A 23198-nucleotide genomic window follows, 5' to 3' on the forward strand; every position below is an offset into this window, starting at 1 on the left:
TCCCATCACGCTCGGAGCGAGAAGTCGATTCGCGCGTAGGGGGTCGGAACGACGTGCCTCCTACGCGCGAAACGACTCCCTACGCGCGAAACGGCCGACCGGACCGTCCCCGGGCGCCGCGCGCTACTCCAAGCCGAGGCGGCGCAGCAGGGGGCCGACCTCGGCGTCGCGGCCGCGGAACTCGCGGAAGGCTTCGATCGGGTCCTTCGACCCACCGACGCCGAGCAGCAGCGTGGCGAAGCGGCGCCCGGCAGCGCGGTCGAGCCCGCCGTGGTCGCGGAACCACTCCACGGTGTCCGCGTCGAGCACCTCGCTCCAGATGTAGCCGTAGTAGCCGGCGTCGTACCCGCCAGAGAACGTGTGCGCGAAGTAGGTCGAGGAGTACCGCGGCGGAACGGCGGCGACGTCGACCCCGGCGTCCGCCAGGGCCTGTCGTTCGAAGGCCTCGACGTCCGTGACGGCGTCGGCCTCGGCCTTCGACAGGCGGTGCCACGCCTGGTCCAGGAGTGCGGCGGCGAGGTACTCGGTCGTCCCGAATCCCTCGTTGAAGCCGGCGGAGTCGCTCAGCCCGAGGACGAGTTCCGGCGGCATCGGCTCGCCGGTCTCGTGGTGCTTCGCGTAGTTCGCGAGGACCTCGGGCCAGGACACCCACATCTCGTTCACCTGGCTCGGGAACTCCACGAAGTCCCGCTCGACGTTCGTGCCGGAGAACCGCGGGTACGTCGCCCGCGCGATCAACCCGTGCAGCGCGTGCCCGAACTCGTGGAACAGCGTCTCGACCTCGTCCTGGATGAGGAGCGTCGGGGACCCGGTGGCGGGCTTCGCGACGTTGAGGTTGTTCACGACGACGGGCAGGGTGCCCATCAGCGCCGACTGCTCGACGACGGGGTTCATCCACGCGCCACCCCGCTTGCCGTCCCGCGTGTAGAGGTCGAGCAGGTACAGGCCCACGGGACCGTCCTGCTCGTCGGTGACCTCGAACACGCGGACGTCGTCGTTGTAGCCGTGCAGGTCGGGGCGCTCGGCGAACTTCAGGCCGTACAGCGCGTTGGCGGCGAAGAACACGCCGTCGTGCAGCACCCGGTCGGCCTCGAGGTACGGGCGCATCGCGGAGCTGTCCGCGGCGAACTGCTCGCCGCGGAGGATCTCGGTCGCGTACGCCCAGTCCCAGGACTCGACGTCGAACCCGACGGTGCGGGACCGGACCGCGCGCTCGTCCTCGGCGTTGCGCGCGGCCGCCGGTGTGAGCGAGGACAGCAGCCCGGCGACGGCGGCGGGATCGCCGGCGGTCTCGTCTGCCGTGACGACCGACGCGTGGTCGGGGAAGCCGAGGAGTTCGGCGCGTTCGGCCCGGAGCCGGACGATGCGGAGCAGGACCTCGCGGTTGTCGTGCTCGTTCCCGCGACGACCTCTGGCGAGGGATGCACGCATGATGCGCTCGCGCAGCCCACGGTCGGTGAGCGACGCGAGCCACGGGTGCCCGGTGTAGAGCGGCAGGGTGATGAGCCAGCCGTCGAGCCCGCGGTCGGCTGCTGCACCGGCGGCAGCGGACTTCGCGCCGTCGTCGAGTCCCGCGAGCTCGTCCTCGGCGGTGACGTGGACCGCGGAGTCGTTGGTGTCCTCGAGCAGGTTCCGCTCGAACGTCGTGGTGAGTGTCGAGAGCTCCTGGTTGATCGCGGTCAGGCGTTCCTTGCCCGCGTCGTCGAGTCCGGCGCCGGCGAGGGTCATCTCGGTGTGGGTGCGCTCCACGAGCCGGAGGTCCTCGCCGGTGAGGCCCTCGGCAGCGGCGGTGTCGCGGACAGCGCGCACCCGCTCGTACAGCCGCGAGTCGAGGGTGATGGCGTCACGGTGTGCTGCGAGCAACGGGGAGACCTCGGCCTCGATGTCGTGCAGCTCCGGGGTGGAGTCGGCGGACGACAGCATGAAGAACACCATGCTGACACGGGACAGCAGCTGACCGGTGCGCTCGAGCGCCGCCAGGGTGTTGTCGAACGTCGGAGCGTCGGGGTTCGACGCGATCGCCTCGACCTCCGCGCGCTGCTCGGCCATGCCGGCGTCGAATGCCGGACGGTGGTGCTCCAGCCGGACGTCGTCGAACGGGGGGAGTGCGTACGGCAGGGGACTCGGTTCGTCGAACGGCGTCGTCATCACCCCACCCTAGCGACGGGTCGCGGCGTCGATCAGGGTGGCGGCGGCGCGACGGGCGTGCCGCGCGGGTGCGGTGTCGCCGGCGATCGCCGCGGTGGTCTGGGCGCCTTCGGCGAGCAACGCCAGCTGCGCTGCGAGTTCGTCGGCAGTAGCCGGGTCGGCGACGGCCCGAGTGGTGAGTGCCGCGACGAAGGCCTGGAACGACTCCTTGTGCTCCCGGGCGATCGAGGCGACGGCTGGGGAGGTCGCGCCGAGCTCGCCGAACGCGTTGATGAACCCGCAGCCGCGGAAGGTGTCGTCCCCGAACCACGACTCGAGGAAGTCGTACATCGCCAGGAGCTTGTCGCGGGGTGAGGCCGCGGCGTCCACCGCCTGCTCGATGCCGTGCTCCCAGATCTCGTGGCGTCCCGCGAGGACGGCGGCGATGAGCTGGTCCTTGCCGGGGAACGCCGCGTAGAGCTTCTTCAAGGAGACGCCGGCACCCGTGCGGATCTCGTCCATGCCGACGGACTGGATGCCGCGGGCGTAGAAGAGTGCATCGGCGACGTCGACGATGTGGGCCTTCGTGTCGGCCTCGATCGTGTTCGCGCTCATGTCGTACCCCGTTCGCTGTGTGTTCACCGTCTCCAAGTTGCGCGGGGAACGGTCGTTCTCTACTGTAGGGCACATCGACGGAGAACGACCGTTCTCCGCTCGGAGCGAAGTCCGTCACGGAAGGAACGACCATGGGTGAGATCACCGTCGGGACCGAGAACAGCGCCGACATCCGGCTGCACTACGAGGACAAGGGGACCGGGCAGCCGATCGTGCTGATCCACGGCTTCCCGCTCGACGGCAACTCCTGGGAAGGGCAGATCCCGCCGCTCCTCGACGCCGGGTACCGCGTCGTGACGTACGACCGTCGCGGCTTCGGCCAGTCGTCGCAGCCGAGCACCGGGTACGACTACGACACCTTCGCGGACGACCTGCACACCGTGCTCGAGACGCTCGACCTGCGCGACGTCATCCTCGTCGGCTTCTCGATGGGCACCGGCGAGATCGCCCGGTACATCGGCCGTCACGGTGAAGAGCGGATCGCGAAGGTCGCGTTCCTCGCCTCGCTCGAGCCGTTCCTCGCGATCACCGACGACAACCCAGACGGCGCCGGCCCGATGTCGTTCTTCGAGGGCATCGCTGCCGACGTGAAGCAGGACCGGTACGGGTACTTCACGAACTTCTACCAGGACTTCTTCAACCTGTCGGAGAACCTCGGCTCGCGCATCTCCGAAGAGGCCGTCCGCAACGCCTGGAACGTCGCCGCCGGATCCGGTTCGATCGCCAGCGCCGCTGCTCCGCTGACCTGGCCGACCGACTTCCGTCAGGACATCCCGAAGGTCACCGTCCCGGCGCTCATCGTGCACGGCACGGCGGACAACATCCTGCCGATCGACGCGACCGGCCGTCGCTTCACGAAGGCGCTCCCGCACGCGGAGTACGTCGAGATCGAGGGCGCCCCGCACGGCCTGCTCACCACGCACACCGCCGAGGTGAACGAGGTCCTGCTCGGCTGGCTCGCCAAAGCCTGACCCGAACCGCGCCCCCGCACAACCGAAAGCACCCCGAACCGCGGAAAGCCGTGGTGCGGGGTGCTTTCGGTTGTGCGAACGCGGGCGGCCGCGGCCGCGGCCGCGGGCGGGCGCTCAGTCCTCCTCGGGAGCGTCGTCCGGGTTCGTCACCTGGGCGTGCCCGAGCGCGTCGAGGTGGATCGACGTGCCGTCGTCGAGCTCGACGCGCGGCTTGCCCTCCAGGAAGGTCAGCGTCCACCCCCAGCCCGTGGTGTCGACCGCCTCCGCGGCCAGCTCGTCCTCGACGGTCCGGACCGCCACGACCAGCGCTTCCACGAGCCGTGCCGGTGGTTCCCCACCCACGTTCCAGCGCGTACCCAACTGCATCAGGGCCTCCTGTCCGTCTCCGACGCGACCCTACGCGGGCTGCTCGGCCAGCTCGATCTCGGTGACCGCGAGTTCCGGACCGTCGACGAACGACAGGTCCTGGATGCGGCCGACGGCCGCCAGGTCGACCGCTGCGCGCTCGACGAGCTCCCGCGTCTCGGCGGGGGCCGCGACCACCGCGCGCGTCACCGGTGTCTTCTGGGACGCCTTGGCAGCCGTCTTCGCACCGCGGATCCCGATGAGCGCCTGCCCGACGGCGGCGAGGAGACCGGTCTCGGCCGCGTCGACCGGCAGGTCGGCGGCGGTCGGCCAGGAGGCTCGGTGCACGCTGGTGTCGTGGGTCCAGGCCCACACTTCCTCCGTCGCGAACGGCAGGAACGGTGCGAGCAGTCGGAGCTGCACGTCGATGGCGGCGCGGAGCGCCAGGACGGCGCTCGCCTGGGTCTCGTGCGTCGCGTCCGGCGCGGTGCCGTACGCGCGCTCCTTGACGAGCTCGAGGTAGTCGTCGCAGAACGTCCAGAAGAAGCGCTCGGTGACCTCGAGGGCGCGGGCGTGGTCGAAGCCGTCGAACGCCGCGGTCGCCTGCTCGAGCGTGGTGCGCAGGGCGGCGAGCATGTCGATGTCGAGCGCCTCGGTCACCTGGTGCGCGCCGGTCGGCAGCTCGAAGCCGTAGACGAACTTCGCCGCGTTGAGCACCTTGATCGCCAGACGCCGACCGACCTTGATCTGCTTCGGGTTCTGCGCGTCGAACGCCGCGTCCGTGCCGAGCTTCGACGAGGCCGCCCAGTAGCGGACCGCGTCGGCGCCGTGCTGTTCGAGGATCGAGAGCGGGGTGACCACGTTGCCCTTGGACTTCGACATCTTCTTGCGGTCGGGGTCCACGATGAAGCCGGAGATCGACGCGTTCTTCCACGGCACGACATCGGCTTCGAGCTGGCTGCGGAGCACCGTCGTGAACAGCCACGTCCGGATGATGTCCTGCGCCTGCGGGCGGACGTCGTACGGGTAGACGAGGTCGTAGAGCGCCGGGTCGGTCTCCCACTTGCCCGCGAGCTGCGGGGTCAGCGACGAGGTCGCCCAGGTGTCCATGACGTCGAGCTCACCCTGGAACCCGCCGGCGACGCCGCGCTGGTCCTCGGTGTAGCCGGGAGCCGGTTCGGACGCCGGGTCGACGGGCAGCTGCGCCTCGGTCGGGACGATCGGCTGGTCGAACACCGGGTTGCCGTCGGCGTCGAGCGGGTACCAGACGGGCAGCGGCACACCGAAGAAGCGCTGGCGCGAGATGAGCCAGTCGCCGGAGAGGCCGCCGACCCAGTTGTCGTAGCGGACGCGCATGAAGTCCGGGTGGAAGGCGATCTCCTCGCCGCGCTTCCGGAGCGTGGCCTTGAGTTCCTCGTCGCGAGCGCCGTTCACGATGTACCACTGGCGCGTGGAGACGATCTCGAGGGGCTTGTCGCCCTTCTCGAAGAACTTCACCGGGTGCTGGATGGTCTTGATGTCCCCGACCAGGTCGCCGGACTCGGTCAGGGCGTCCACGACGACCTTCTTCGCCGAGAACACGGTCTTGCCCGCCATCTCGGCGTAGAGGGCCTTGCCGCCCTCCGACTCGATCCAGGCCGGCTCGTCGGAACGCACGCGGCCGTCGAACCCGATGATCGCGCGGTTCGGCAGCTGCAGCTCGCGCCACCACACGACGTCCGTGGTGTCACCGAACGTGCAGACCATGGCGATGCCGGCGCCCTTGTCCTTCTGCGCGAGGTGGTGTGCGAGGACCGGGACCTCGACGTCGAACAGGGGGGAGCGGACCGTCGTGCCGAAGAGGTCCTGGAACCGCTCGTCGTCCGGGTGCGCGACGAGGGCGACGCACGCCGGCAGGAGCTCCGGGCGGGTGGTCTGGATGACGATGTCGCCCTGACCGTCCGTGCGGTGGAAGGCGATGCCGTGGTAGGCGCCGGGCATCTCCTTGTCCTCGAGTTCGGCCTGCGCGACCGCGGTGCGGAAGGTGACGTCCCAGAGCGTCGGGGCGTCGGCCTGGTAGGCCTCGCCGCGCTCGAGGTTCCTGAGGAACGCACGCTGCGCGCTGGCGCGGGAGGTGTCGTCGATGGTGCGGTACGACTGCGTCCAGTCCACGGACAGGCCGAGCGTGCGGAAGAGGTGCTCGAACTGCTGCTCGTCCTGCACCGTCAGGCGCTCGCACAGCTCGATGAAGTTGCGGCGCGACACCGGGATCTGGTCGGCGGCCTTCGACGACTTGTTGTCGCCCCCCTCGAACGGCGGGACGAACATCGGGTCGTAGGGGAGCTGCGGGTCGCAGCGGACGCCGTAGTAGTTCTGCACGCGACGCTCGGTGGGGAGACCGTTGTCGTCCCAGCCCATCGGGTAGAAGACGTGCTTGCCGCGCATGCGCTCGAACCGGGCCTTGAGGTCGGTGTGCGTGTACGAGAACACGTGGCCGATGTGCAGCGAGCCGGAGGCGGTCGGCGGCGGGGTGTCGATCGAGTAGACGTTGCTGCGGTCTCCGGCGGCGTCGCGGTCGAACCGGTACGTGCCCTGGTCGTCCCAGACCGGTCCCCAGACCTGCTCGAGTCCGTCCACCGTGGGCTTGTCGGGCATGGGCTTGGTCATGGCTGCGCCTTTCGATCGATATGTGCGGCACCGAGTCCGTGATGAGGTGCCTGAGTGTCCACGCGTGACACGTGGTTCGTTCGATCGTACCGGGACCGGCGAGCGGGCGGCACGCTTACCACGCGGCCCCCTCGCGGACAAGTCCCGAAGCTGTTAGTCTGTCGGGGTTTGTCCGGCGAGCGCGAGCTCGTAGGAGCTGCAACGTCGCCGTCCCGTCGGACCCCCGAAGGACGCTCAGCACACCGGAGGAACACACTTGACACCGAACAACGCACCCCAGTCGCACGGCGATCGGCCGCTGCGGACGAAGGGCGCTGCGAAGCGCGCTCGCCGGAAGCTGACCACGGACGACGTCACCGTCGTCGAGGAGTCGCTCCTCAAGCGCGCCGTCGCCGCAGCCGCACTCGGCAACGCGATGGAGTGGTTCGACTTCGGCATCTTCGCCTACCTCACCGTCACCATCTCGAAGGTCTTCCTGCCGCAGGGTGACCCCGCCGCGAACATCGTCGCCACCTTCGGGTTCTTCGCCGCCGCGTTCATCGTCCGCCCGATCGGTGGTGCCGTCTTCGGCCCGATCGGCGACAAGATCGGCCGGCAGAAGGTCCTCGCCCTGACGATGATCCTGATGGCCGCCGGCACGCTCATGATCGGCCTGATCCCGTCGTACGACACGATCGGCTTCTGGGCACCCGTGCTGCTCCTCGTCGCCCGCTTCGTGCAGGGCTTCTCGACCGGTGGCGAGTACGGCGGCGCCGCGACGTTCATCGCCGAGTACTCCCCGGACAAGCGCCGAGGGTTCATGGGTTCGTGGCTCGAGTTCGGCACCCTGGCCGGGTACGTGCTCGGCGCGTCGATCGTCACCGGCCTCCAGTTCGGCCTGTCCGAGGACGCCCTGCTCAGCTGGGGCTGGCGCATCCCGTTCATCGTCGCCGGCCCGCTCGGCCTGATCGGGCTGTACCTGCGCCTGAAGCTCGAGGAGACCCCGGCCTTCCAGAAGCAGCAGGAGCAGGCCGCCGAGCGCGAGTCGCAGAAGACACCGTTCCTCAAGCTCTTCGCCACCAACTGGCGCGCGCTCATCGTCTGCATCGGCCTGGTGCTGGTCTTCAACGTGTCCGACTACATGCTCCTGTCGTACATGCCGACCTACCTCGAGCAGAACCTCGGCCAGAACGCCACCTTCGGTCTGATCCTCATCGTCATCGTGATGATCCTGATGATGGTCGTCATCACGTTCGGTGGTCGCCTGTCCGACCGGTTCGGCCGTCGTCCCGTGCTCGCCGCGGGCTGCATCGGGTTCTTCCTGTTCTCGTGGCCGGCGCTGCAGCTCGTGCAGTCCGGTACCGGCGTCGGCGTGTTCTTCGGGCTGCTCATCCTCGGTGTGGTGCTCGTCACCTTCACCTCGACGATGCCCTCGACGCTCCCCGCGCTCTTCCCGACGATCATCCGCTACGGCGCGCTGGCGATCGCGTTCAACGTGTCCGTCTCGCTCTTCGGTGGCACCACCCCGCTCGCGACCGCCGCGCTCATCAACAGCGCGAAGGACGCCGGCTTCGGCTGGGCCGAGGACATCCCGGCGTTCTACCTGATGGCAGCGGCCGTGATCGGCCTCGTGGCGGTGTACTTCACGAAGGAGACCGCGTCGACGCCGCTCATGGGCTCCGGCCCGACGGTGGCCTCGGAGGAAGAGGTCGCGCAGGTGATCGACGAGTACAACGACCCGTCGTCCGACTTCGCGCAGTCCGACTGGGCGAAGGAGTTCTCGACCAGCGAGATCCCGATCATCTCGGCCGACACGGACAAGGCGCCGTCCGGCTCCTGACCCGGCGCCGCGGGCCCGAGTCTCGGGGTCAGCGACAGTTCTCGCGCTCGAGGCCGCGAGAACTGTCGCCCAGCGCGAGACTCGGGGCCCGCCAGTGCCCGACTGGCCGGCGCTACGCGGCGGCGGACCTCGGGCCGGCCGACAGCCGCTCGGCGGCGCGGACGAGCCCCGCGGTCACGGCGTGCGTCGGGCGTGCGAACACCTCGGCGGCCGGGCCGTGTTCCACCGCGGCACCGTCGTGCATCACCAGGACGTCGTCCGCGATGCGCCGGACCGCACGGAGGTCGTGCGACACGAACACCATCGCGACACCGGTCTCGTCGCGGAGCCGTTCCAGGAGGCCCATCACGGCGTCCTGCACCGTGGCGTCGAGCGCCGTGACGGGTTCGTCGAGCACGAGCACATCCGGCCCCGTCGCCAGCGCACGGGCGATGGCCAGCCGCTGCCGTTGCCCGCCGGACAGCGTCAGCGGCGACCGGCCGCGGATCGCGGGGTCGAGGTCGACCTGCCCCAGGGCCTCGTCGACGCGGGTATCGAGCGACCCGGTCGCCCGCCGTGCGTCGCCGCCGGACATCGCGTCCGCCAGCACCCGCTCGACGTTCCACCGCTCGTCGAAGGTCGCGCCGGGGTCCTGCACGACGGCGGACACCCGGCGGCGGCGTGCCCGTCGGTCCCGCTCGGGGAGCGGTGACCAGGGGTCACCGTCGAGCGTGACCGTGCCGGCGTCCGGCGCCTCGAGCCCGAGCAGCATGCGCACGAGTGTCGTCTTGCCAGACCCGGACGCCCCGACGACACCGAGTGTCCGACCACGCCGGAGTCCGAACGACACCCCCGTGACGGCGTCCACCCGGTCGTACGACTTCCGGAGGTCCGTCGTCTCGAGCACGGCGGCAGCAGCGCCGACGACCGGCCGCGGCGCCGCGGTCCGCCCGGCGGCCGAAGCGGCGACGAGCGCCAGGGTGACCGGGTGGGTGGGAGATCGGAGCACCTGCGTCACCGGCCCCTGCTCGACGATCCGCCCGCAGTCCATCACCACGACACGGTCGGCCCACCCGGCGACGAGCCCCAGGTCGTGCGTCACGACGAGCAGCCCCGCGCCCTGCTGTTGCGCTGTCCGGAGCTGCTCCATCACGCGGACGGCCACACCCGCGTCGAGCGCCGTGGTCGGTTCGTCCGCCACGACGAGCACCGGCGAGCCGATGGTCGCGGCGGCGATGAGCGCGCGCTGCCGCATCCCGCCGGACAGGGTCCCCGCGAGCCGGCCGTCCGCCGCGATCGCCGGGTCGAGCCCGACCGCGTCGAGCGCGGAGCGCACGGCGTCCACCCGCTCGCGAGCGCTCATCTCCGTGTGCAGCCGCAGGGCGTCGCCGACCTCGCGCCCGACGGGACGCAGCGGGTCCAACGCACCCAGTGCCTCCTGGCCGACGTAGCCGACCCGTGACCCACGGACCGCTCGCCACCGTCGTTCCGAGAACGCGCGGGTGTCGAACCCGGCGACCTCGAGTCGGTCCGCGCGGACGGCGGAGCCGGGCGCGGACAGGCCGAGCAGGGCCCGGACGGTGACGGTCTTGCCAGAGCCGGACGCGCCGACCAGCGCGACGCACTCGCCGGGTTCCACGTGCAGCGCGACGTCGCGGACGACCGGCGCGCCGCCGATCGAGACGGACAGCCCCTCGACACCCAACACGCTCATCGCACCACTTCCGTTCGTCGGATGGCCCGGCCGAGCACCGTCACCGCGGTCGCGAGCACGACGATCGCGAGGCCGGGGAAGGTGCTCATCCATGGCGCTGTCTGCAGGTAGGTCCGGCCGTCGGCGAGCATCGCGCCCCACTCCGGAGCGGGCGGTGGCGTGCCGACGCCGAGGTAGCTGAGCGCAGAAGCCCACACGATGGCCTGCCCGATGCCGAGCGTCCCGACCGCGACGACCGGCCAGAGTGCCGCCGGCAGCACGTGCCGCACGACGATGCGTGCGGGGGAGCGCCCGAGCAGCACGGCGGTCTCGACGACCTGGGAGGACCGAGCCGATCGGACCAGGCCACGGACGATGCGCGCGTACCCGGGTGCCGTGGCGAACCCGACGGCGAGCATCGCGGGCACCGGGCCGGGGCCGGTCACGGCGATGACGACCAGTGCGACGAGGAGCAGCGGGAGCGCGAACGCGACCTCGGTGATCCGCCCGATGACGGCGTCGACGACCCGGCCGCCGAGGCCGGCCGCGACGCCGAGCACAACCCCGAGGCCACCGCCGACCAGCGTGGCGACGACCCCGACCACGAGGCTCGCCCTCGTCCCGGCGACGACCCGCGCCAGGACGTCCCGCCCGGACTCGTCGGTGCCGAACAGACTCGACCAACTCGGGGCCTGCAGCGCCTGCGCGGGGTGCACGGCGAGCGGGTCGCCGCCGCCGAGCAGCGCCGGCCACACCGCAGCGACGACGGCGAGCGCCACCACCGCCGCCGCCAGGATCCCGGCCGGCCCGAGCGTCCCCCCACGGACTCGCTCGGACCGTCGGGTCCCGTCTCCCGGGTGCGCGCCGGCCTGGAGGCTCGGTTCGGCGATCCCGCTCATCGCGCCCCCGCCTCGTGGCGCGTCCGCACGCGTGGCGGCCCCGACTGTCGGCCGCGGGGATCGACGATGCGCTCGAGGACATCGGCGACGGCGAGCACGACGACGTACGCGAGCGCCGACACCATCGCGATGCCGACGACGAGGGGCATGTCGCGCTGCGTGACCGCGGTGACCAGGGCCCGCCCGATGCCGGGCAGCGCGAACACCGACTCGACGACGACGGCCCCGGACACGAGGGACCCGAACGCCCAGGCGGACAGCGCGATCCCCGGGAGCGCGGCGTGCCGGAGCAGGTGCCGACCGAACACACCCGCGCGGGTCTCGCCGCGCCCGCGTGCGGCGAGCGCGAAGGCCGACCGCTGGGCGTCGACGACCCCGTCGCGGATGGTCTCGGCGAGGTACCCGGCGACGGGGACGGCCACCGTGACGACGGGCAGGACCCACCCGCGCGCGGTGCCGTCGCTCACCGCCGGGAACCACCCGAGGCTGCTCGCGAAGACGACGATGAGCACGCTGCCGAGCCAGAAGTGCGGGGTCACGCTGGCGGTGACGCTCAGCGCCGAGGTCAGCCCCGCCGCGAACCGGCCGCGCTGGGTCGACCACCACGCGGCGACGATCGCGAGCGCCCAGGCGACGACGAGCCCGGCGACCGCCAGGGTGAGCGTCACGGGGAGCTGCTGCCCGAGCAGCGTGGCCACCGGCGTGCGGAACGCGTACGAGTCGCCGAGCTGCCCGGTCGCCAGGCGTCCGAGGAACACCGCGTACTGGACGACGACGGGTCGGTCGAAGCCGTAGTCGTGGCGGACCTGGTCGACCGCGGCGGCCGATGCCTGCGACCCGGGGCCGCCGAGGATCGCGAGCGCGGGGTCGCCCGGGATCAGCCGGATCGCGACGAAGACGATCGTCGCGACCGCCCAGAGCACGCCGATGCCGCCCAGCGCACGGCGGAGCACCCAGCGCGACCACTGCGCCGGAGCCGAGCCGCCGCCGGGCCGGTTCAGGCCTGCGCGACGCATGCCGTGCCTCCTGTCCGGATCAGTCCGCGATCCAGGCCGAGCCGAACCACGGGGTCGACACCGGGGTGGTGCGGATGCCGTGGACGCTCGAGCGGTACAGGAAGTGGTTCTGCTGGTCGTAGAGGGGCAGCACCGTCCGGCTCTCGAGGATGCGCTTCTGGGCCTGCTCGTACAGGTCCGCGCGGGTGCTCTGGTCCGAGGTCTCGGCGGCCCGCTGGAGCAGCGAGTCGAGCTCGGGCTCGTCGAGCTGCGCGAGGTTCGCGAAGTACCCCGACGGCGCGGGCGTGATGCTCGCGGAGTCGTAGAGGATCCGCAGGACGTCCGGCCCGACCTTCGTGTACGGGGCGCTGACCACGTCGTACTGGTTCTTCGCGAGCGCCGCGTACCAGCTCGACAGGTCGAGTTCCTGCAGCTGGACCTTGATGCCGACCTTCGCTTCGGATGCCTGGATCTGCTGGAACAGGCTGCGCTCGGCTGGGACCGACTGGTTCGTCGACACCGGGAACGTCACGGTCAGCTGCTTGCCGTCCTTCTCGCGGATGCCGTCCGAGCCGACCTTCCAGCCGGCGTCGTCGAGGAGCCGCTTCGCCGTCGCCGGCTGGTACCGGAACAGGCTCTTGTCGGAGTACGCGAACGGTTCGACGCTCGACAGCACCGAGTACGAGCGCTTCGCAGTGCCGAGGAACAGGCTCTGGATGCCCGGGTCGATCTCGGCACCGGCGATGAACGCCTTGCGCACGGCTTCGTCCTGGAAGACGCCGTGGCCGGAGTTGAGCTCGAGTCGGTTCGATGCACCGGGTCGGGGCGCGTCGAGGTCGCGGATGGCGCCCTTCGAGGACGCGGCCTTGAGCTGGTCGGGCTGCGCGTTGTCGATGACGTCGACCTGGCCGGACTGCAGCGCCGCGTAGCGCGAGGTGGAGTCCGGGATGAAGCGCCAGGAGATGCCGTCGAGGCGCGGCTTCGTCTTCCCCCAGTAGTCCTTGTTCTGGACCAGCGTCACACGGTCGCCGTGCTCCCAGTTCGTGATCTCGAACGGGCCGGTGCCGACGGGGGACTCGCAGTTCTCCTTCTGGGAGCGGTCGAGTGCCTTCGGGGACTCCATCCCGACCCACGCCTGCGAGAACGACTCGAGCAGTGCGCTGTCCGGACGGCTGAGCGACAGCGTCACGGTGTGGTCGTCGGTGGCCGTTGCCTTCTGGATGGACTGCAGGGCGAGGTAGCCCGTGCTCGACGCCGTCGTCGGGTCCTGCACGTGCTCGATGTTCCGCACCACGGCGGCCGCGTCGAACGGGGTGCCGTCGGTGAACGACACGCCCTGACGCAGCGTGAACGTCAGGGTCTTGCCGTCGTCGCTCGTGGTCCACTTCGTCGCGAGGGCCGGCGTGGGCTCGCCGTCGTCGAGCCCGACGAGCTCCTCGATGTACTGGCTCGCCAGCAGCGCCTGCGGGTAGTTGCCGCCGACGTGCGGGTCGAGGCAGGTGGGCTCCGCGTCGCCGGAGGCGTAGGTCAGCGTGCCGCCGTTCTCCGGCGTGGCGTCGGCGGAGCTCGTGCCGGACCCCGTGCAGGCGGTCAGCGTGAGGAGGACGGCGACGGCACCGGCGAGGGCACCGATCCTTCGGGTTTTCTGTACTGGGTCCAAGATCATGGCTCGACGAGTCTAGTTGTTTACTGGACCCCATGGACGAACCGATCCGCCGTGGGGGACGGCCGCGACGCTCGAGCGCCGAGGTGCTCGCGGACGCCGCCGCCGAGCTGTTCCTGGAGCAGGGCTACGGCCGGACCACGGTCGACCAGATCGCCGCACGCGCCGGGGTGAGCCGCGCGACGTTCTTCAACTACTTCCCGGCGAAGTCCGACGTGATGTGGCTCGAGCTCGACGCCGCGGTCGGAGCGCTGCCCGCGTTGCTGGCGGCGTCGGACGACCCGTCCGCGGTGCGAGCGGTGGAGAGCGCGTTGCTCGCCGCCGCCCGGGCGCACGACCCCGAGCGGGTCCCGTGGGCGATCGCGCAGGCCGAGGTGATGGGGATCGGGCCGGAGCTCGTGGGCAGCGTCGCGGCCCGGGTGATGGCGCAGCACGCGACCGTCGCGGCGTTCGTCGCCCGGCGGACGGGGGAGTACGCGGGGTCGCTCTGGCCGCAGACCGTCGCCGGCGCGATGCTCGGCGCCGCCGCCGCTGCCTTCGGGGTGTGGGTCGCGGACGGAGTGGCTCGGCGCCCGCTCGTGGAGTACGTCGGCGCGGCGTTGACGCCGGTCGCCGCCGGCCTCGACGCGCGCTGACGCCGGACGCCGCCGGCCTCGACGCGCGCTGACGCCGCGGCGCCGTCCGTCGGTGCGGCGCCGTCAGTCGGTGCGGAGCGTGCCCGCCCCGCCCGATGCGACGTCCTCCGCGGTGCCGTCGCGCACGACGTCGGGGACCTCGGCGTCGGTCGGCACCAGGGACTCGTCGCCGGGCAGGCTCAGGGTGAGGACCGCCTCCTCGATGTACTGGCTGTCCTCGAGTGACTTCTCGACGTCGCGCAGCCGGACGGCCACGTGCGACTCGTCCTCGTTGCCGGTCAGGTCGATCGCGGCGACGAGGTAGACCCGCGACGGCCCGACGAACTCCAGGTGCAGGTACGTCACGCGTTCGATCTGCTCGCGGGAGAGCAGCTCGACCAGCACCGCGTTCTCCAGCTCCGGCGAGGTGCTCTCCCCGAGCAGGAACCGGCGGTTGCGGTCGATGAGGACGATCGCGACGACGCCGAGCAGGATGCCGACCGCGATCGAGCCGATCGCGTCGAAGACCGCCAGGCCGGTGACCTGGTGCAGGAAGACCCCGAGGAAGGCGATGACCAGGCCGACGAGCGCGGCGGCGTCCTCGGCGAACACCGCTCGGAGCGTGGGGTTCGATGACTGCAGCACGTGCCGCAGCACCGGCACCCGGCGCTTCGTCGCGGCACCGTGGGCCTGGCGGTAGGCCTGCAGGAAGCTCGTGCCCTCGAGGCAGAACGACACGGCCAGCACGATGTAGTTCAGGGCGACGTCCTCGGCCGGCCCGGTCTCGCCCAGCTCGGAGATGCCGTGGTAGATCGACACGATCGCGCCAGCGGTGAACAGCCCGAACGCGGCGAACATCGACCAGATGTAGGTCTCGCGGCCGTAGCCGAGCGGGTGCGCCACGTCACGCTGCTTCGCGCCCCGCCGCTCGGCGATGAGCAGGAAGATCTCGTTCCCGGTGTCGGCCCACGAGTGCGCCGCCTCGGCCACCATCGACGCGGATCCGGACAGGAGTGCGGCGATCGACTTGGCGATGGCGACGAGCAGGTTCGCGCCGAACGCGATGACGACGGTGAGCAGGGATTCGGGACGATCCTGCTGCTGATCAGACGAGGGCATCCCTCAAGCATGCTCCCGTCCGGTAAACTCCCGTACCAAGAGCACTGATCCGGCCATCACCGGGGAGCTCCCGGAAGAACGCGGGACGCACACGAAACGGTCCGTCAGTAGAGCCGGGCGGGTTCGGGACCGTCACCATCCCCGACGACGAGCGGCCGTTCCGGTGTCCCGGGACGGCAAGCGAGGTGGTACCGCGGAGCGTGCTCCGTCCTCGTGGAGAGCAACCGAACCCACAGGAGCAACCGGTGCGATACCCACTGAACCGCGATGCGGACGCCGCTGCCGGCGTCACCCCGTCCCCGAGCTTCCCCGCCGTCGAGCAGGGCATCCTCGCCTTCTGGAAGGGCGACGACACCTTCCAGGCCTCGATCGACCAGCGCGACGGCTGCGACGAGTGGGTCTTCTACGACGGCCCGCCGTTCGCCAACGGCCTGCCGCACTACGGCCACCTGCTGACCGGCTACGCCAAGGACGTCTTCCCGCGCTACCAGACGATGCGCGGCAAGCAGGTGCACCGCCGCTTCGGCTGGGACACCCACGGGCTCCCCGCCGAGCTCGAGGCGATGCGCCAGCTCGGCATCACCGAGAAGCACGAGATCGACGAGATGGGCGTCGACGTCTTCAACGCCGCCGCGAAGAAGTCCGTGCTGCAGTACACCGACGAGTGGCAGGAGTACGTCACCCGTCAGGCGCGCTGGGTCGACTTCGAGAACGACTACAAGACGCTCGACGTCACGTACATGGAGAGCGTCCTCTGGGCGTGGAAGCAGCTCTGGGACAAGGGGCTGGCGTACGAGGGCTTCCGGGTCCTGCCGTACTGCTGGAACGACCAGACGCCGCTGTCGAACCACGAGCTGCGCATGGACGACGACGTCTACCAGATGCGCCAGGACCAGTCGGTCACGGTGTCGTTCCCGTTGCAGGGCGCCCGCGCCTCTGAACTGGGACTCGACGGCGTCCGTGCCCTCGCCTGGACGACGACCCCGTGGACGCTGCCGACGAACGCCGCGCTGGCAGTCGGACCGGCGGTCACGTACGTGGTGCTGCCGGCAGGGCCGGGAGGCTCGGCTGACGGCAGCGACGCCGGTTCCGTCCAGTACATGCTGGCGTCGGACACCGTGGCCGCCTACGCGAAGGACCTCGGGTACGAGTCGCCGGAGGCCGCTGTCGCGGCCGTCACGCGCGAGCTGCAGGGCGCCGAACTCGACGGCGTCCGGTACGAGCGCCTCTTCGACGACCTCGCCGACGCCGAGGGCATGGAGCACGCCTGGCAGGTCCTCGTCGCCGACTACGTCGAGACCGGCGAGGGCACCGGCATCGTGCACCAGGCTCCGGCGTACGGCGCCGACGACCAGGTGGTCTGCGCCGCCGCCGGCATCCCCGTCGTGCTGTCCCTCGACGAGGGCGGCGTCTTCACGTCCCAGTTCCCGCTCGTCGCCGGCCAGCTCTGGTCGGACGCGAACAAGCCGCTGACGAAGGCCGTGCGCGATGCCGGACGGCTGCTGCGCCAGGCGTCGTACGAGCACAGCTACCCGCACTGCTGGCGCTGCCGCAAGCCCCTCATCTACAAGGCCGTCTCGTCGTGGTTCGTCCGCGTCACCGAGTTCCGCGACCGGATGGGCGAGCTGAACCAGGACATCACCTGGGTCCCGGAGAACATCAAGGACGGCCAGTTCGGCAAGTGGGTCGGCAACGCCATCGACTGGTCGGTGTCCCGCAACCGCTACTTCGGCACGCCGATCCCGGTGTGGGTCTCCGACGACCCGGCGTACCCGCGGCAGGACGTCTACGGCTCGCTCGAGGAGATCGAGCGCGACTTCGGCCGGCTGCCGCTGAACGGCGACGGCGAGGTCGACCTGCACCGCCCGTTCATCGACGACCTCACCCGGCCGAACCCGGACGACCCCACGGGTGCGTCCACGATGCGCCGCATCACCGACGTGTTCGACGTGTGGTTCGACTCCGGGTCGATGCCGTACGCCCAGGTGCACTACCCGTTCGAGAACCGCGAGTGGTTCGACACCCACAACCCGGCGGACTTCATCGTCGAGTACATCGGACAGACCCGCGGCTGGTTCTACGTCATGCACGCGCTGTCGACGGCACTGTTCGACCGTCCGGCGTTCCACAACGTGGTCAGCCACGGCATCGTGCTCGGCTCCGACGGGCAGAAGATGTCGAAGTCGCTCCGGAACTACCCGGACGTCTCCGAGGTGTTCGACCGCGACGGCGCCGACGCGATGCGCTGGTTCCTGATGTCGTCGTCGGTGATCCGCGGCGGCAACCTCGTCGTCACCGAGGAGGGCATCCGCCAGGGCGTCCGCGAGTTCCTGCTGCCGTTCTGGTCGACGTACTACTTCTTCACGCTGTACTCGAACGCGTCGGGCACCGACGGCTACCAGGCATCACGTCGGACGGACTCGACGGACGTGCTCGACCGCTACCTGCTCGCGAAGACCCGGGTGCTCGTGACCGACGTCACGAAGCACCTCGACGCGCTCGACACCCCGCTCGCCGCGCAGGCCATCCGCGACTTCGCCGACGTGCTGACGAACTGGTACGTCCGCCGCTCGCGCGACAAGTTCTGGCTCGGCGCCGGATCGTCGGAGTCCGCGAAGGCCGCGTTCGACACGCTGTACACCGTGCTCGAGACGCTCGCCCGGGTCGCCGCCCCGCTCGCACCCCTCGTCACCGAGGAGGTCTGGAAGGGCCTGACCGGTGGTCGCAGCGTGCACCTGGAGGACTTCCCGGACGCGTCCGAGTTCCCCGCGGACGACGCCCTCGTCGCCGCGATGGACCGCGTCCGCGACGTCGCCTCGAAGGGGCTCGCGCTCCGCAAGGCGACCGGCAAGCGCGTCCGGCTGCCGCTCGCGACGCTGACGCTCGTGGTGCCGGACACCGCCGCCGTCGAGCCGTTCGTGGACATCCTCCGCGACGAGCTCAACGTCAAGCGGGTCGTGCTCGAGCCCCAGGCGGAGGAGTCCCTCGCGCAGTACGGCATCGAACGGAAGCTCACCGTCAACGCCCGCGCCGCCGGCCCCCGCATCGGCAAGCAGGTGCAGCAGGTCATCCCGGCCGCCAAGAAGGGCGACTGGGTCGCGACCGAGTCCGGCGTCACCGTCGGCGGGATCGACCTGGTCGAGGGCGAGTACACGCTCGACCTCACCGTGGCCGACGAGTCGACCGTGGTGGCGTTCCTCGACGAGGGCGGCTTCGTGGTGCTCGACACCGTGACCACCCCGGAGCTCGAGGCCGAGGGCCTGGCCCGCGACGTCGTCCGTGCCGTGCAGCAGGCCCGGCGCGAGGCCGACCTCGACGTCAGCGACCGCATCGTCCTGACGCTCCGTGCGGACGAGACGGCCGAGGCAGCGGTGCAGGCGCACCAGGAGCTGATCGCGAACGAGACCCTGACGACGACGCTGCAGCTGGTGGCCGCCGTGTTCGCCGAGGACGACCCGGGCACCGAGGTCGGTGACGGTGCGAAGGTGACCGTGGAGGTGGAGCGCGCATGAGCGACGACGACGAGAACGGCTTCGAGGACCAGACACCGGACGGCATCGAGATCCCGGTTGGTCCGGCCGGCGACGCCGACCCCACCGAGGTGGTCCCGTACGGTGGTGACGACGACGAGGTCAAGCGCGTCGAGGCCGCCCTGTACGCCCGGATCGGCGAGCAGTCGCCCGAACACCGCCTCACCGCGACCCGTCGTGCCGTCGAGCTCCTCGGCGACCCGCACCTCGCGTACCCGGTCATCCACATCACGGGCACGAACGGCAAGACGTCGACCGCTCGGATGACGGAGAGCATCGTCCGCGCGCACGGGCTCCGCACCGGACTCATGACGAGCCCGCACCTGGTGTCGATCCGCGAGCGCATCGTCATCGACGGCGCCCCCATCGCCGCCGACCGGTTCGTGGAGAACTGGGACGACATCGTGCCGATCCTCGAGATGACCGACAAGGAGCTCACCGACAAGGGCGAGCTCCCGCTGACGTTCTTCGAGGCACTGACCGTGCTCGCGCTGGCGTGCTTCGCCGAGGCGCCGGTCGACGTCGCCGTGATCGAGGTCGGCATGGGCGGCGAGTGGGACTCCACGAACGTCGTGCAGAGCCAGGTCGCGGTGTTCACCCCGATCGCGATCGACCACGCCAAGCAGCTCGGCAACACCGTCGCCGAGATCGCCCGCACCAAGTCGGGGATCGTCAAGCCGTCCTCGGCCGTCGTGTCGAGCGCGCAGGTGCCGGAGGCGCTCGCCGAACTCGAGCGCGCCGCCGAGCTCACCGAGTCCACGCTCGCCGTCGAGGGTGCAGGGTTCAGCGTCGTCGACGTGACCCCGGCGGTCGGCGGCCAGCTCATCACGGTGCAGGGCATCGCCGGGCGCTACGACGACCTGTTCGTGCCGCTCTTCGGCGGGTACCAGGCGCACAACGCCGCCGTGGCGATCGCCGCGGTCGAGTCGTTCATCGGCCGCGGTTCGCAGCCGCTCGACGAGGACGTCCTCTCCGAGGGGCTCGCCGGCGCCACGAGCCCTGGCCGGCTCCAGCCGATCGCCCAGGACCCGACCGTGGTCGTCGACGCCGCGCACAACCCGCACGGCGCCAAGGCCCTGGCCGAGGCGCTGCCCGTCGCGTTCCCGTCCGGCCACGTCGTCGGCGTCGTCGGCATCCTCGCTGACAAGGACGCCCGCGGATTCGTCCGGGCGCTCAAGGACACGATCCAGACCTTCGTCGTCACGCAGCCGCCGGGGGAGCGGGCGCTCGACGCCGACGACTTCGCCCGGGTCGTCGTGGACGAGGTCGGCATCGACCGCGTGGTCGTCGAGCCGGCCCTCGCCCAGGCCCTCCAGGAAGCGCGCGACCTGGCGGACGAGGTGGAGGCCGAGGACGCCATGGTGCTCGTCGCCGGCTCCATCGTGATGGTGGGCGCGGTCATGGACCTGGTGCACCAGGAAAGTGAGGCGAAGTGACGGACGCACCCCGAGCCTCCCGGCCGGCCAGGCGACCGCGTCGCGAACGCGGCGCGCAGGAGAGCCTCACCTCGATCGCGCTGGTCCTCGAGGCGATCATGTTCTTCTTCCCGATGCTCGTCGTCTTCGGCAAGCACACCCTGCCCGCCGGATGGGCTTTCGGCGGCGGCATCGGCGCGATGATCATCCTGGCGCTCGCGTCGCGGATGACGGGCACCCGTGCCGGTGTATGGTTCGGGTGGCTGCTCCAGGCGGCCATCCTCGCCACCGGCTTCATCGAACCGTTCATGTTCGTCGTGGGCCTGGTGTTCCTGGTCCTGTGGGTGTTCTGCTTCGTCAAGGGCGGACAGCTCGACCGGATGAACGCCGCCCGGCGCGCCGCTGCCGAGGACTGACCACATCCACCCCCGAACCCCAGGGAGTACTGCGTGTCCGACTTCGAAGAGACCCTCGTCCTCGTCAAGCCCGACGGCGTCGCCCGCCAGCTCACCGGTGAGATCCTCCGCCGGATCGAGGCCAAGGGCTACGAGATCGTCGACCTGAAGATGCTGACGGCGCCGCGTGACCTGCTCGACGCGCACTACGAGGAGCACCAGGGCAAGCCGTTCTTCGAGCCGCTCGTCGAGTTCATGCAGTCCGGACCCGTCGTCGCCGTGCGCGTCGCCGGCAACGGTGCGATCGCGGGCTTCCGCTCGCTCGCCGGCACCACCGACCCGACGAGTGCCGCACCCGGGACGATCCGTGGTGACCTCGGTCGTGATTGGGGCCTCAAGGTGCAGCAGAACCTCGTGCACGGCTCGGACAGCACCGAGTCCGCCGCGCGCGAGCTCGGCCTCTGGTTCGCCTGAGCCCGGCTTAGCCCGAGCCCGGCGCAGTTCGCACAACGAAAAGCACACCGCACCACGGAGACCCGTGGTGCGGTGTGCTTTTGGTTGTGCGGGGGATCGGAGCGTATCCGCGCCGAGCCGCAGACCGCCTAGTTCTTGACGGCGCCGCCGTTCTGCTCGACGAACGCGGCGAAGGCGTCGGCGTCGGTCCAGGCGTTCGTACCGGTCGCGTTGTACTGCTTGCCGTTGACGATCACCGTCGGGGTGCCGGTGAGCTTGTCGAGGCTCGAGTTCGCGAGCGGCTCGGTCAGGACGCGGTTCGTGGCGTCCGCGACCCACCCGGCGAACTTCTGGTCGGTGATGCACGAGGCGACGTTCTTGTTCGTGGCCCCGGCGTCCTTGGCGATCGAAGCCAGCTTGGCGTTCGTCAGGCCGCGGGTGCCCTCTGACGGCTGGTTCTCGTAGAACGCGGTGTTCACGTCGAGGAAGGCGTCGGGGTCGTAGTTCGCGACGCAGGCGGCCGCTGCTGCCGAGCGCGTGGAGTACTTGGAGCCGAGCGAGGAGCGGTCGAGCAGGTTGAACGGGTGCACCTCGAGCGTGGCGGAACCGCTCTGCACCCACTGCTTGATCTGGCTCATGTTGCCGGTCTCGAACTGGTTGCAGATCGGGCACATGTAGTCCTCGTACACGGTGATGTTCGCGACCGAGTCGTCCTGCTTGGTGGGCGTCGGCTTGCCGCCCTCGGGGATGCCCTTGGTCTCCACCGGCACGATCTTGCCGTTCTGCCCCTGCAGCACGATGCCGTCGCTCGCCATGTTCTTGGGCCCGGGGCCCGCTGGCTGGATCGAGTTCGCGATGACCAGCACGACGACGGCGATGACGGCGAGGGAGCCGACGATGATGCCGCTGATCGTCAGCGTCTTGTTGCGGCGCTTGCGGGCCTTCTCCTTCGCGCGCTGGGCGGCGGCGCGCTCCCGGGCCGCGTTCCTGCGAGCCTTCTTGCTCTCGTTGTCGCTCATCGAGAACGAGCGTAACGGGTGGCGACGCGCCCGAGGGTCGCCCTGGCTGAGAAGAGTCCAGGAATCAGGTGACGTGTCACCGAGTGTGATGGGATCAGAAGATCGACAGCACCGTCGGGAACTTGATGATGATCACGACGACGATGAGCAGGTAGTTCGCCAGTGGGAACGCCCAGCAGAACGGCAGCAGCGCCTTGCCGACGCGGCGTGCTCCGGGACCGAACGTGCCGCGGGACATGTTCCAGATCGTGAAGACCCAGAACATCGGGATGGTCATCGACCACACGAGCATGCACCACGGGCAGAGCGCGCCGATGAACCACACGGTCTGCGTGAAGAGCCAGGTGACGAAGACCCAGGCCAGGAAGACCCCGGCGTTGAACGCGACCCAGAACCACCGCGAGCCGCGGAACCCGGCGAGCATCACCACGGCCACCGCGATCGGGGCGACGAAGCCCATCAGCCCGAGCAGGGGGTTCGGGAACCCGAGGAGGTGCCCCTGCCAGCTCGCCATCACGTCCGAGCAGCTGATGAACGGGTTCACGTCACACGACAGGACCGTGTCCGGATTCGCGTACTTCTTGAACTCGTCGATCGTGAGCGCGAAGGCCCCGTACAGCCCCACCGCCCCCGTGACGAGCAGCAGGATCGCGATCGCGACCGGACGACGGGTGGTGGGTGCAGTCGTACTCACGCCGACATCATGACATGGCGGTCTGCGCCTTCCCGGGCCTCGCGTGCGATGATGGGGAGGTCACGCGGCCGATCCGTGTGACGACGAGAGCTTTCCGGGCGCATGCCCGGACGATCAGGCGCGGTGAGAGCGTGCCGTGACCGGACGACGCGTCACTCCGACGCCGAGCCGAGCGGAGCCGGGTGCTCCGCACGGATCGTGCGCGGA

General features: G+C 70.4%; 18 protein-coding genes. 7 read left to right on the top strand and 11 right to left on the bottom strand.

Annotated elements, in window-relative coordinates:
- Nucleotides 1-123: 123 nt before the first annotated feature.
- Nucleotides 124-2148: a M3 family metallopeptidase gene (locus AAEP80_RS08920; protein WP_420366760.1), complete on the bottom strand. Its 2025-nt coding sequence runs from the start codon at nucleotides 2146-2148 to the stop codon at nucleotides 124-126.
- A 9-nt stretch (nucleotides 2149-2157) separates the two neighbouring features.
- Nucleotides 2158-2742 (bottom strand): TetR/AcrR family transcriptional regulator, encoded by a 585-nt coding sequence (locus AAEP80_RS08925; protein WP_420366761.1) that lies wholly within the window; start codon nucleotides 2740-2742, stop codon nucleotides 2158-2160.
- Between the two features lie 131 nt (nucleotides 2743-2873).
- Here AAEP80_RS08925 and AAEP80_RS08930 point away from each other — a divergent pair, with 131 nt between their 5' ends.
- Nucleotides 2874-3713 carry an alpha/beta fold hydrolase gene (locus tag AAEP80_RS08930; RefSeq protein WP_420366762.1) on the top strand — a complete coding sequence of 280 codons (840 nt, stop codon included), beginning with the start codon at nucleotides 2874-2876 and terminating at the stop codon, nucleotides 3711-3713.
- A gap of 114 nt (nucleotides 3714-3827) precedes the next feature.
- On the opposite strand, the gene AAEP80_RS08935 is transcribed toward AAEP80_RS08930, so the two are convergent.
- Together AAEP80_RS08935 and valS are read right to left on the bottom strand one after the other, a co-directional pair.
- Nucleotides 3828-4079: a hypothetical protein gene (locus tag AAEP80_RS08935; protein ID WP_413602411.1), complete on the bottom strand. Its 252-nt coding sequence runs from the start codon at nucleotides 4077-4079 to the stop codon at nucleotides 3828-3830.
- Nucleotides 4080-4109: 30 nt separating this feature from the next.
- On the bottom strand, nucleotides 4110-6704 hold the full coding sequence (valS, locus tag AAEP80_RS08940; RefSeq protein ID WP_420366763.1) for a valine--tRNA ligase: 2595 nt from the start codon (nucleotides 6702-6704) through the stop codon (nucleotides 4110-4112).
- A gap of 256 nt (nucleotides 6705-6960) precedes the next feature.
- Between valS and proP the strand changes: the two genes are divergently transcribed.
- Nucleotides 6961-8523, top strand: a complete 1563-nt coding sequence (gene proP / locus AAEP80_RS08945; protein WP_413602409.1) for a glycine betaine/L-proline transporter ProP — start codon at nucleotides 6961-6963, stop codon at nucleotides 8521-8523.
- A 112-nt stretch (nucleotides 8524-8635) separates the two neighbouring features.
- On the opposite strand, the gene AAEP80_RS08950 is transcribed toward proP, so the two are convergent.
- The 4 genes from AAEP80_RS08950 to AAEP80_RS08965 are packed head-to-tail and all read right to left on the bottom strand — an operon-like array spanning nucleotide 8636 to nucleotide 13755.
- Complete coding sequence (locus tag AAEP80_RS08950; protein WP_420366764.1) at nucleotides 8636-10216, bottom strand: ATP-binding cassette domain-containing protein; 1581 nt, start codon at nucleotides 10214-10216, stop codon at nucleotides 8636-8638.
- A complete protein-coding gene (locus AAEP80_RS08955; protein ID WP_420366765.1) occupies nucleotides 10213-11094 on the bottom strand; it encodes an ABC transporter permease in 882 nt (293 codons plus the stop codon). The genes AAEP80_RS08950 and AAEP80_RS08955 overlap by 4 nt, the downstream gene beginning before the upstream one ends.
- Nucleotides 11091-12110, bottom strand: coding sequence for an ABC transporter permease (locus AAEP80_RS08960; RefSeq protein WP_420366766.1), 1020 nt, complete (start codon nucleotides 12108-12110; stop codon nucleotides 11091-11093). The genes AAEP80_RS08955 and AAEP80_RS08960 overlap by 4 nt, the downstream gene beginning before the upstream one ends.
- Nucleotides 12111-12129: 19 nt before the next feature.
- Nucleotides 12130-13755: an ABC transporter substrate-binding protein gene (locus tag AAEP80_RS08965; protein WP_420366767.1), complete on the bottom strand. Its 1626-nt coding sequence runs from the start codon at nucleotides 13753-13755 to the stop codon at nucleotides 12130-12132.
- Between the two features lie 32 nt (nucleotides 13756-13787).
- Here AAEP80_RS08965 and AAEP80_RS08970 point away from each other — a divergent pair, with 32 nt between their 5' ends.
- Complete coding sequence (locus tag AAEP80_RS08970) at nucleotides 13788-14387, top strand: TetR family transcriptional regulator (protein ID WP_420366768.1); 600 nt, start codon at nucleotides 13788-13790, stop codon at nucleotides 14385-14387.
- Nucleotides 14388-14450: 63 nt separating this feature from the next.
- Here AAEP80_RS08970 and AAEP80_RS08975 read toward each other — a convergent pair whose 3' ends face one another.
- On the bottom strand, nucleotides 14451-15485 hold the full coding sequence (locus tag AAEP80_RS08975; RefSeq protein ID WP_420366769.1) for a cation diffusion facilitator family transporter: 1035 nt from the start codon (nucleotides 15483-15485) through the stop codon (nucleotides 14451-14453).
- Between the two features lie 245 nt (nucleotides 15486-15730).
- On the opposite strand from AAEP80_RS08975, the gene ileS reads away from it, so the two are divergent.
- From ileS to ndk, 4 genes are read left to right on the top strand one after another with little or no spacing between them, the layout of a single operon-like run.
- The gene (gene ileS, locus AAEP80_RS08980) at nucleotides 15731-18997 is read left to right on the top strand and encodes an isoleucine--tRNA ligase (protein ID WP_420366770.1); all 3267 of its coding nucleotides are present in this window, start codon (nucleotides 15731-15733) and stop codon (nucleotides 18995-18997) included.
- A complete protein-coding gene (locus tag AAEP80_RS08985) occupies nucleotides 18994-20451 on the top strand; it encodes a bifunctional folylpolyglutamate synthase/dihydrofolate synthase (protein WP_420366771.1) in 1458 nt (485 codons plus the stop codon). The genes ileS and AAEP80_RS08985 overlap by 4 nt, the downstream gene beginning before the upstream one ends.
- A complete protein-coding gene (locus AAEP80_RS08990) occupies nucleotides 20448-20846 on the top strand; it encodes a DUF4233 domain-containing protein (RefSeq protein WP_420366772.1) in 399 nt (132 codons plus the stop codon). The genes AAEP80_RS08985 and AAEP80_RS08990 overlap by 4 nt, the downstream gene beginning before the upstream one ends.
- A gap of 33 nt (nucleotides 20847-20879) precedes the next feature.
- On the top strand, nucleotides 20880-21299 hold the full coding sequence (gene ndk / locus AAEP80_RS08995; RefSeq protein ID WP_281267377.1) for a nucleoside-diphosphate kinase: 420 nt from the start codon (nucleotides 20880-20882) through the stop codon (nucleotides 21297-21299).
- Between the two features lie 128 nt (nucleotides 21300-21427).
- Here the strand turns inward: ndk and AAEP80_RS09000 are convergent, their stop codons facing one another.
- Nucleotides 21428-22297: a DsbA family protein gene (locus tag AAEP80_RS09000; protein ID WP_420366773.1), complete on the bottom strand. Its 870-nt coding sequence runs from the start codon at nucleotides 22295-22297 to the stop codon at nucleotides 21428-21430.
- A 94-nt stretch (nucleotides 22298-22391) separates the two neighbouring features.
- On the bottom strand, nucleotides 22392-22991 hold the full coding sequence (locus AAEP80_RS09005; protein WP_413602399.1) for a vitamin K epoxide reductase family protein: 600 nt from the start codon (nucleotides 22989-22991) through the stop codon (nucleotides 22392-22394).
- Between the last annotated feature and the right edge of the window lie 207 nt (nucleotides 22992-23198).

This window comes from Curtobacterium sp. L3-7, from assembly GCF_048756585.1.
Lineage (GTDB): Bacteria > Actinomycetota > Actinomycetes > Actinomycetales > Microbacteriaceae > Curtobacterium.

What these genes read in the sequence shown, in the direction of transcription:
- AAEP80_RS08920 (WP_420366760.1), bottom strand. Translation starts at nt 2,148, where the DNA reads ATGACGACGCCGTTCGACGAACCGAGTCCCCTGCCGTACGCACTCCCC.
- AAEP80_RS08925 (WP_420366761.1), bottom strand. Translation starts at nt 2,742, where the DNA reads ATGAGCGCGAACACGATCGAGGCCGACACGAAGGCCCACATCGTCGAC.
- AAEP80_RS08930 (WP_420366762.1), top strand. Translation starts at nt 2,874, where the DNA reads ATGGGTGAGATCACCGTCGGGACCGAGAACAGCGCCGACATCCGGCTG.
- AAEP80_RS08935 (WP_413602411.1), bottom strand. Translation starts at nt 4,079, where the DNA reads ATGCAGTTGGGTACGCGCTGGAACGTGGGTGGGGAACCACCGGCACGG.
- valS (WP_420366763.1), bottom strand. Translation starts at nt 6,704, where the DNA reads ATGACCAAGCCCATGCCCGACAAGCCCACGGTGGACGGACTCGAGCAG.
- AAEP80_RS08950 (WP_420366764.1), bottom strand. Translation starts at nt 10,216, where the DNA reads ATGAGCGTGTTGGGTGTCGAGGGGCTGTCCGTCTCGATCGGCGGCGCG.
- AAEP80_RS08955 (WP_420366765.1), bottom strand. Translation starts at nt 11,094, where the DNA reads ATGAGCGGGATCGCCGAACCGAGCCTCCAGGCCGGCGCGCACCCGGGA.
- AAEP80_RS08960 (WP_420366766.1), bottom strand. Translation starts at nt 12,110, where the DNA reads ATGCGTCGCGCAGGCCTGAACCGGCCCGGCGGCGGCTCGGCTCCGGCG.
- AAEP80_RS08965 (WP_420366767.1), bottom strand. Translation starts at nt 13,755, where the DNA reads ATGATCTTGGACCCAGTACAGAAAACCCGAAGGATCGGTGCCCTCGCC.
- AAEP80_RS08970 (WP_420366768.1), top strand. Translation starts at nt 13,788, where the DNA reads ATGGACGAACCGATCCGCCGTGGGGGACGGCCGCGACGCTCGAGCGCC.
- AAEP80_RS08975 (WP_420366769.1), bottom strand. Translation starts at nt 15,485, where the DNA reads ATGCCCTCGTCTGATCAGCAGCAGGATCGTCCCGAATCCCTGCTCACC.
- AAEP80_RS08985 (WP_420366771.1), top strand. Translation starts at nt 18,994, where the DNA reads ATGAGCGACGACGACGAGAACGGCTTCGAGGACCAGACACCGGACGGC.
- AAEP80_RS09000 (WP_420366773.1), bottom strand. Translation starts at nt 22,297, where the DNA reads ATGAGCGACAACGAGAGCAAGAAGGCTCGCAGGAACGCGGCCCGGGAG.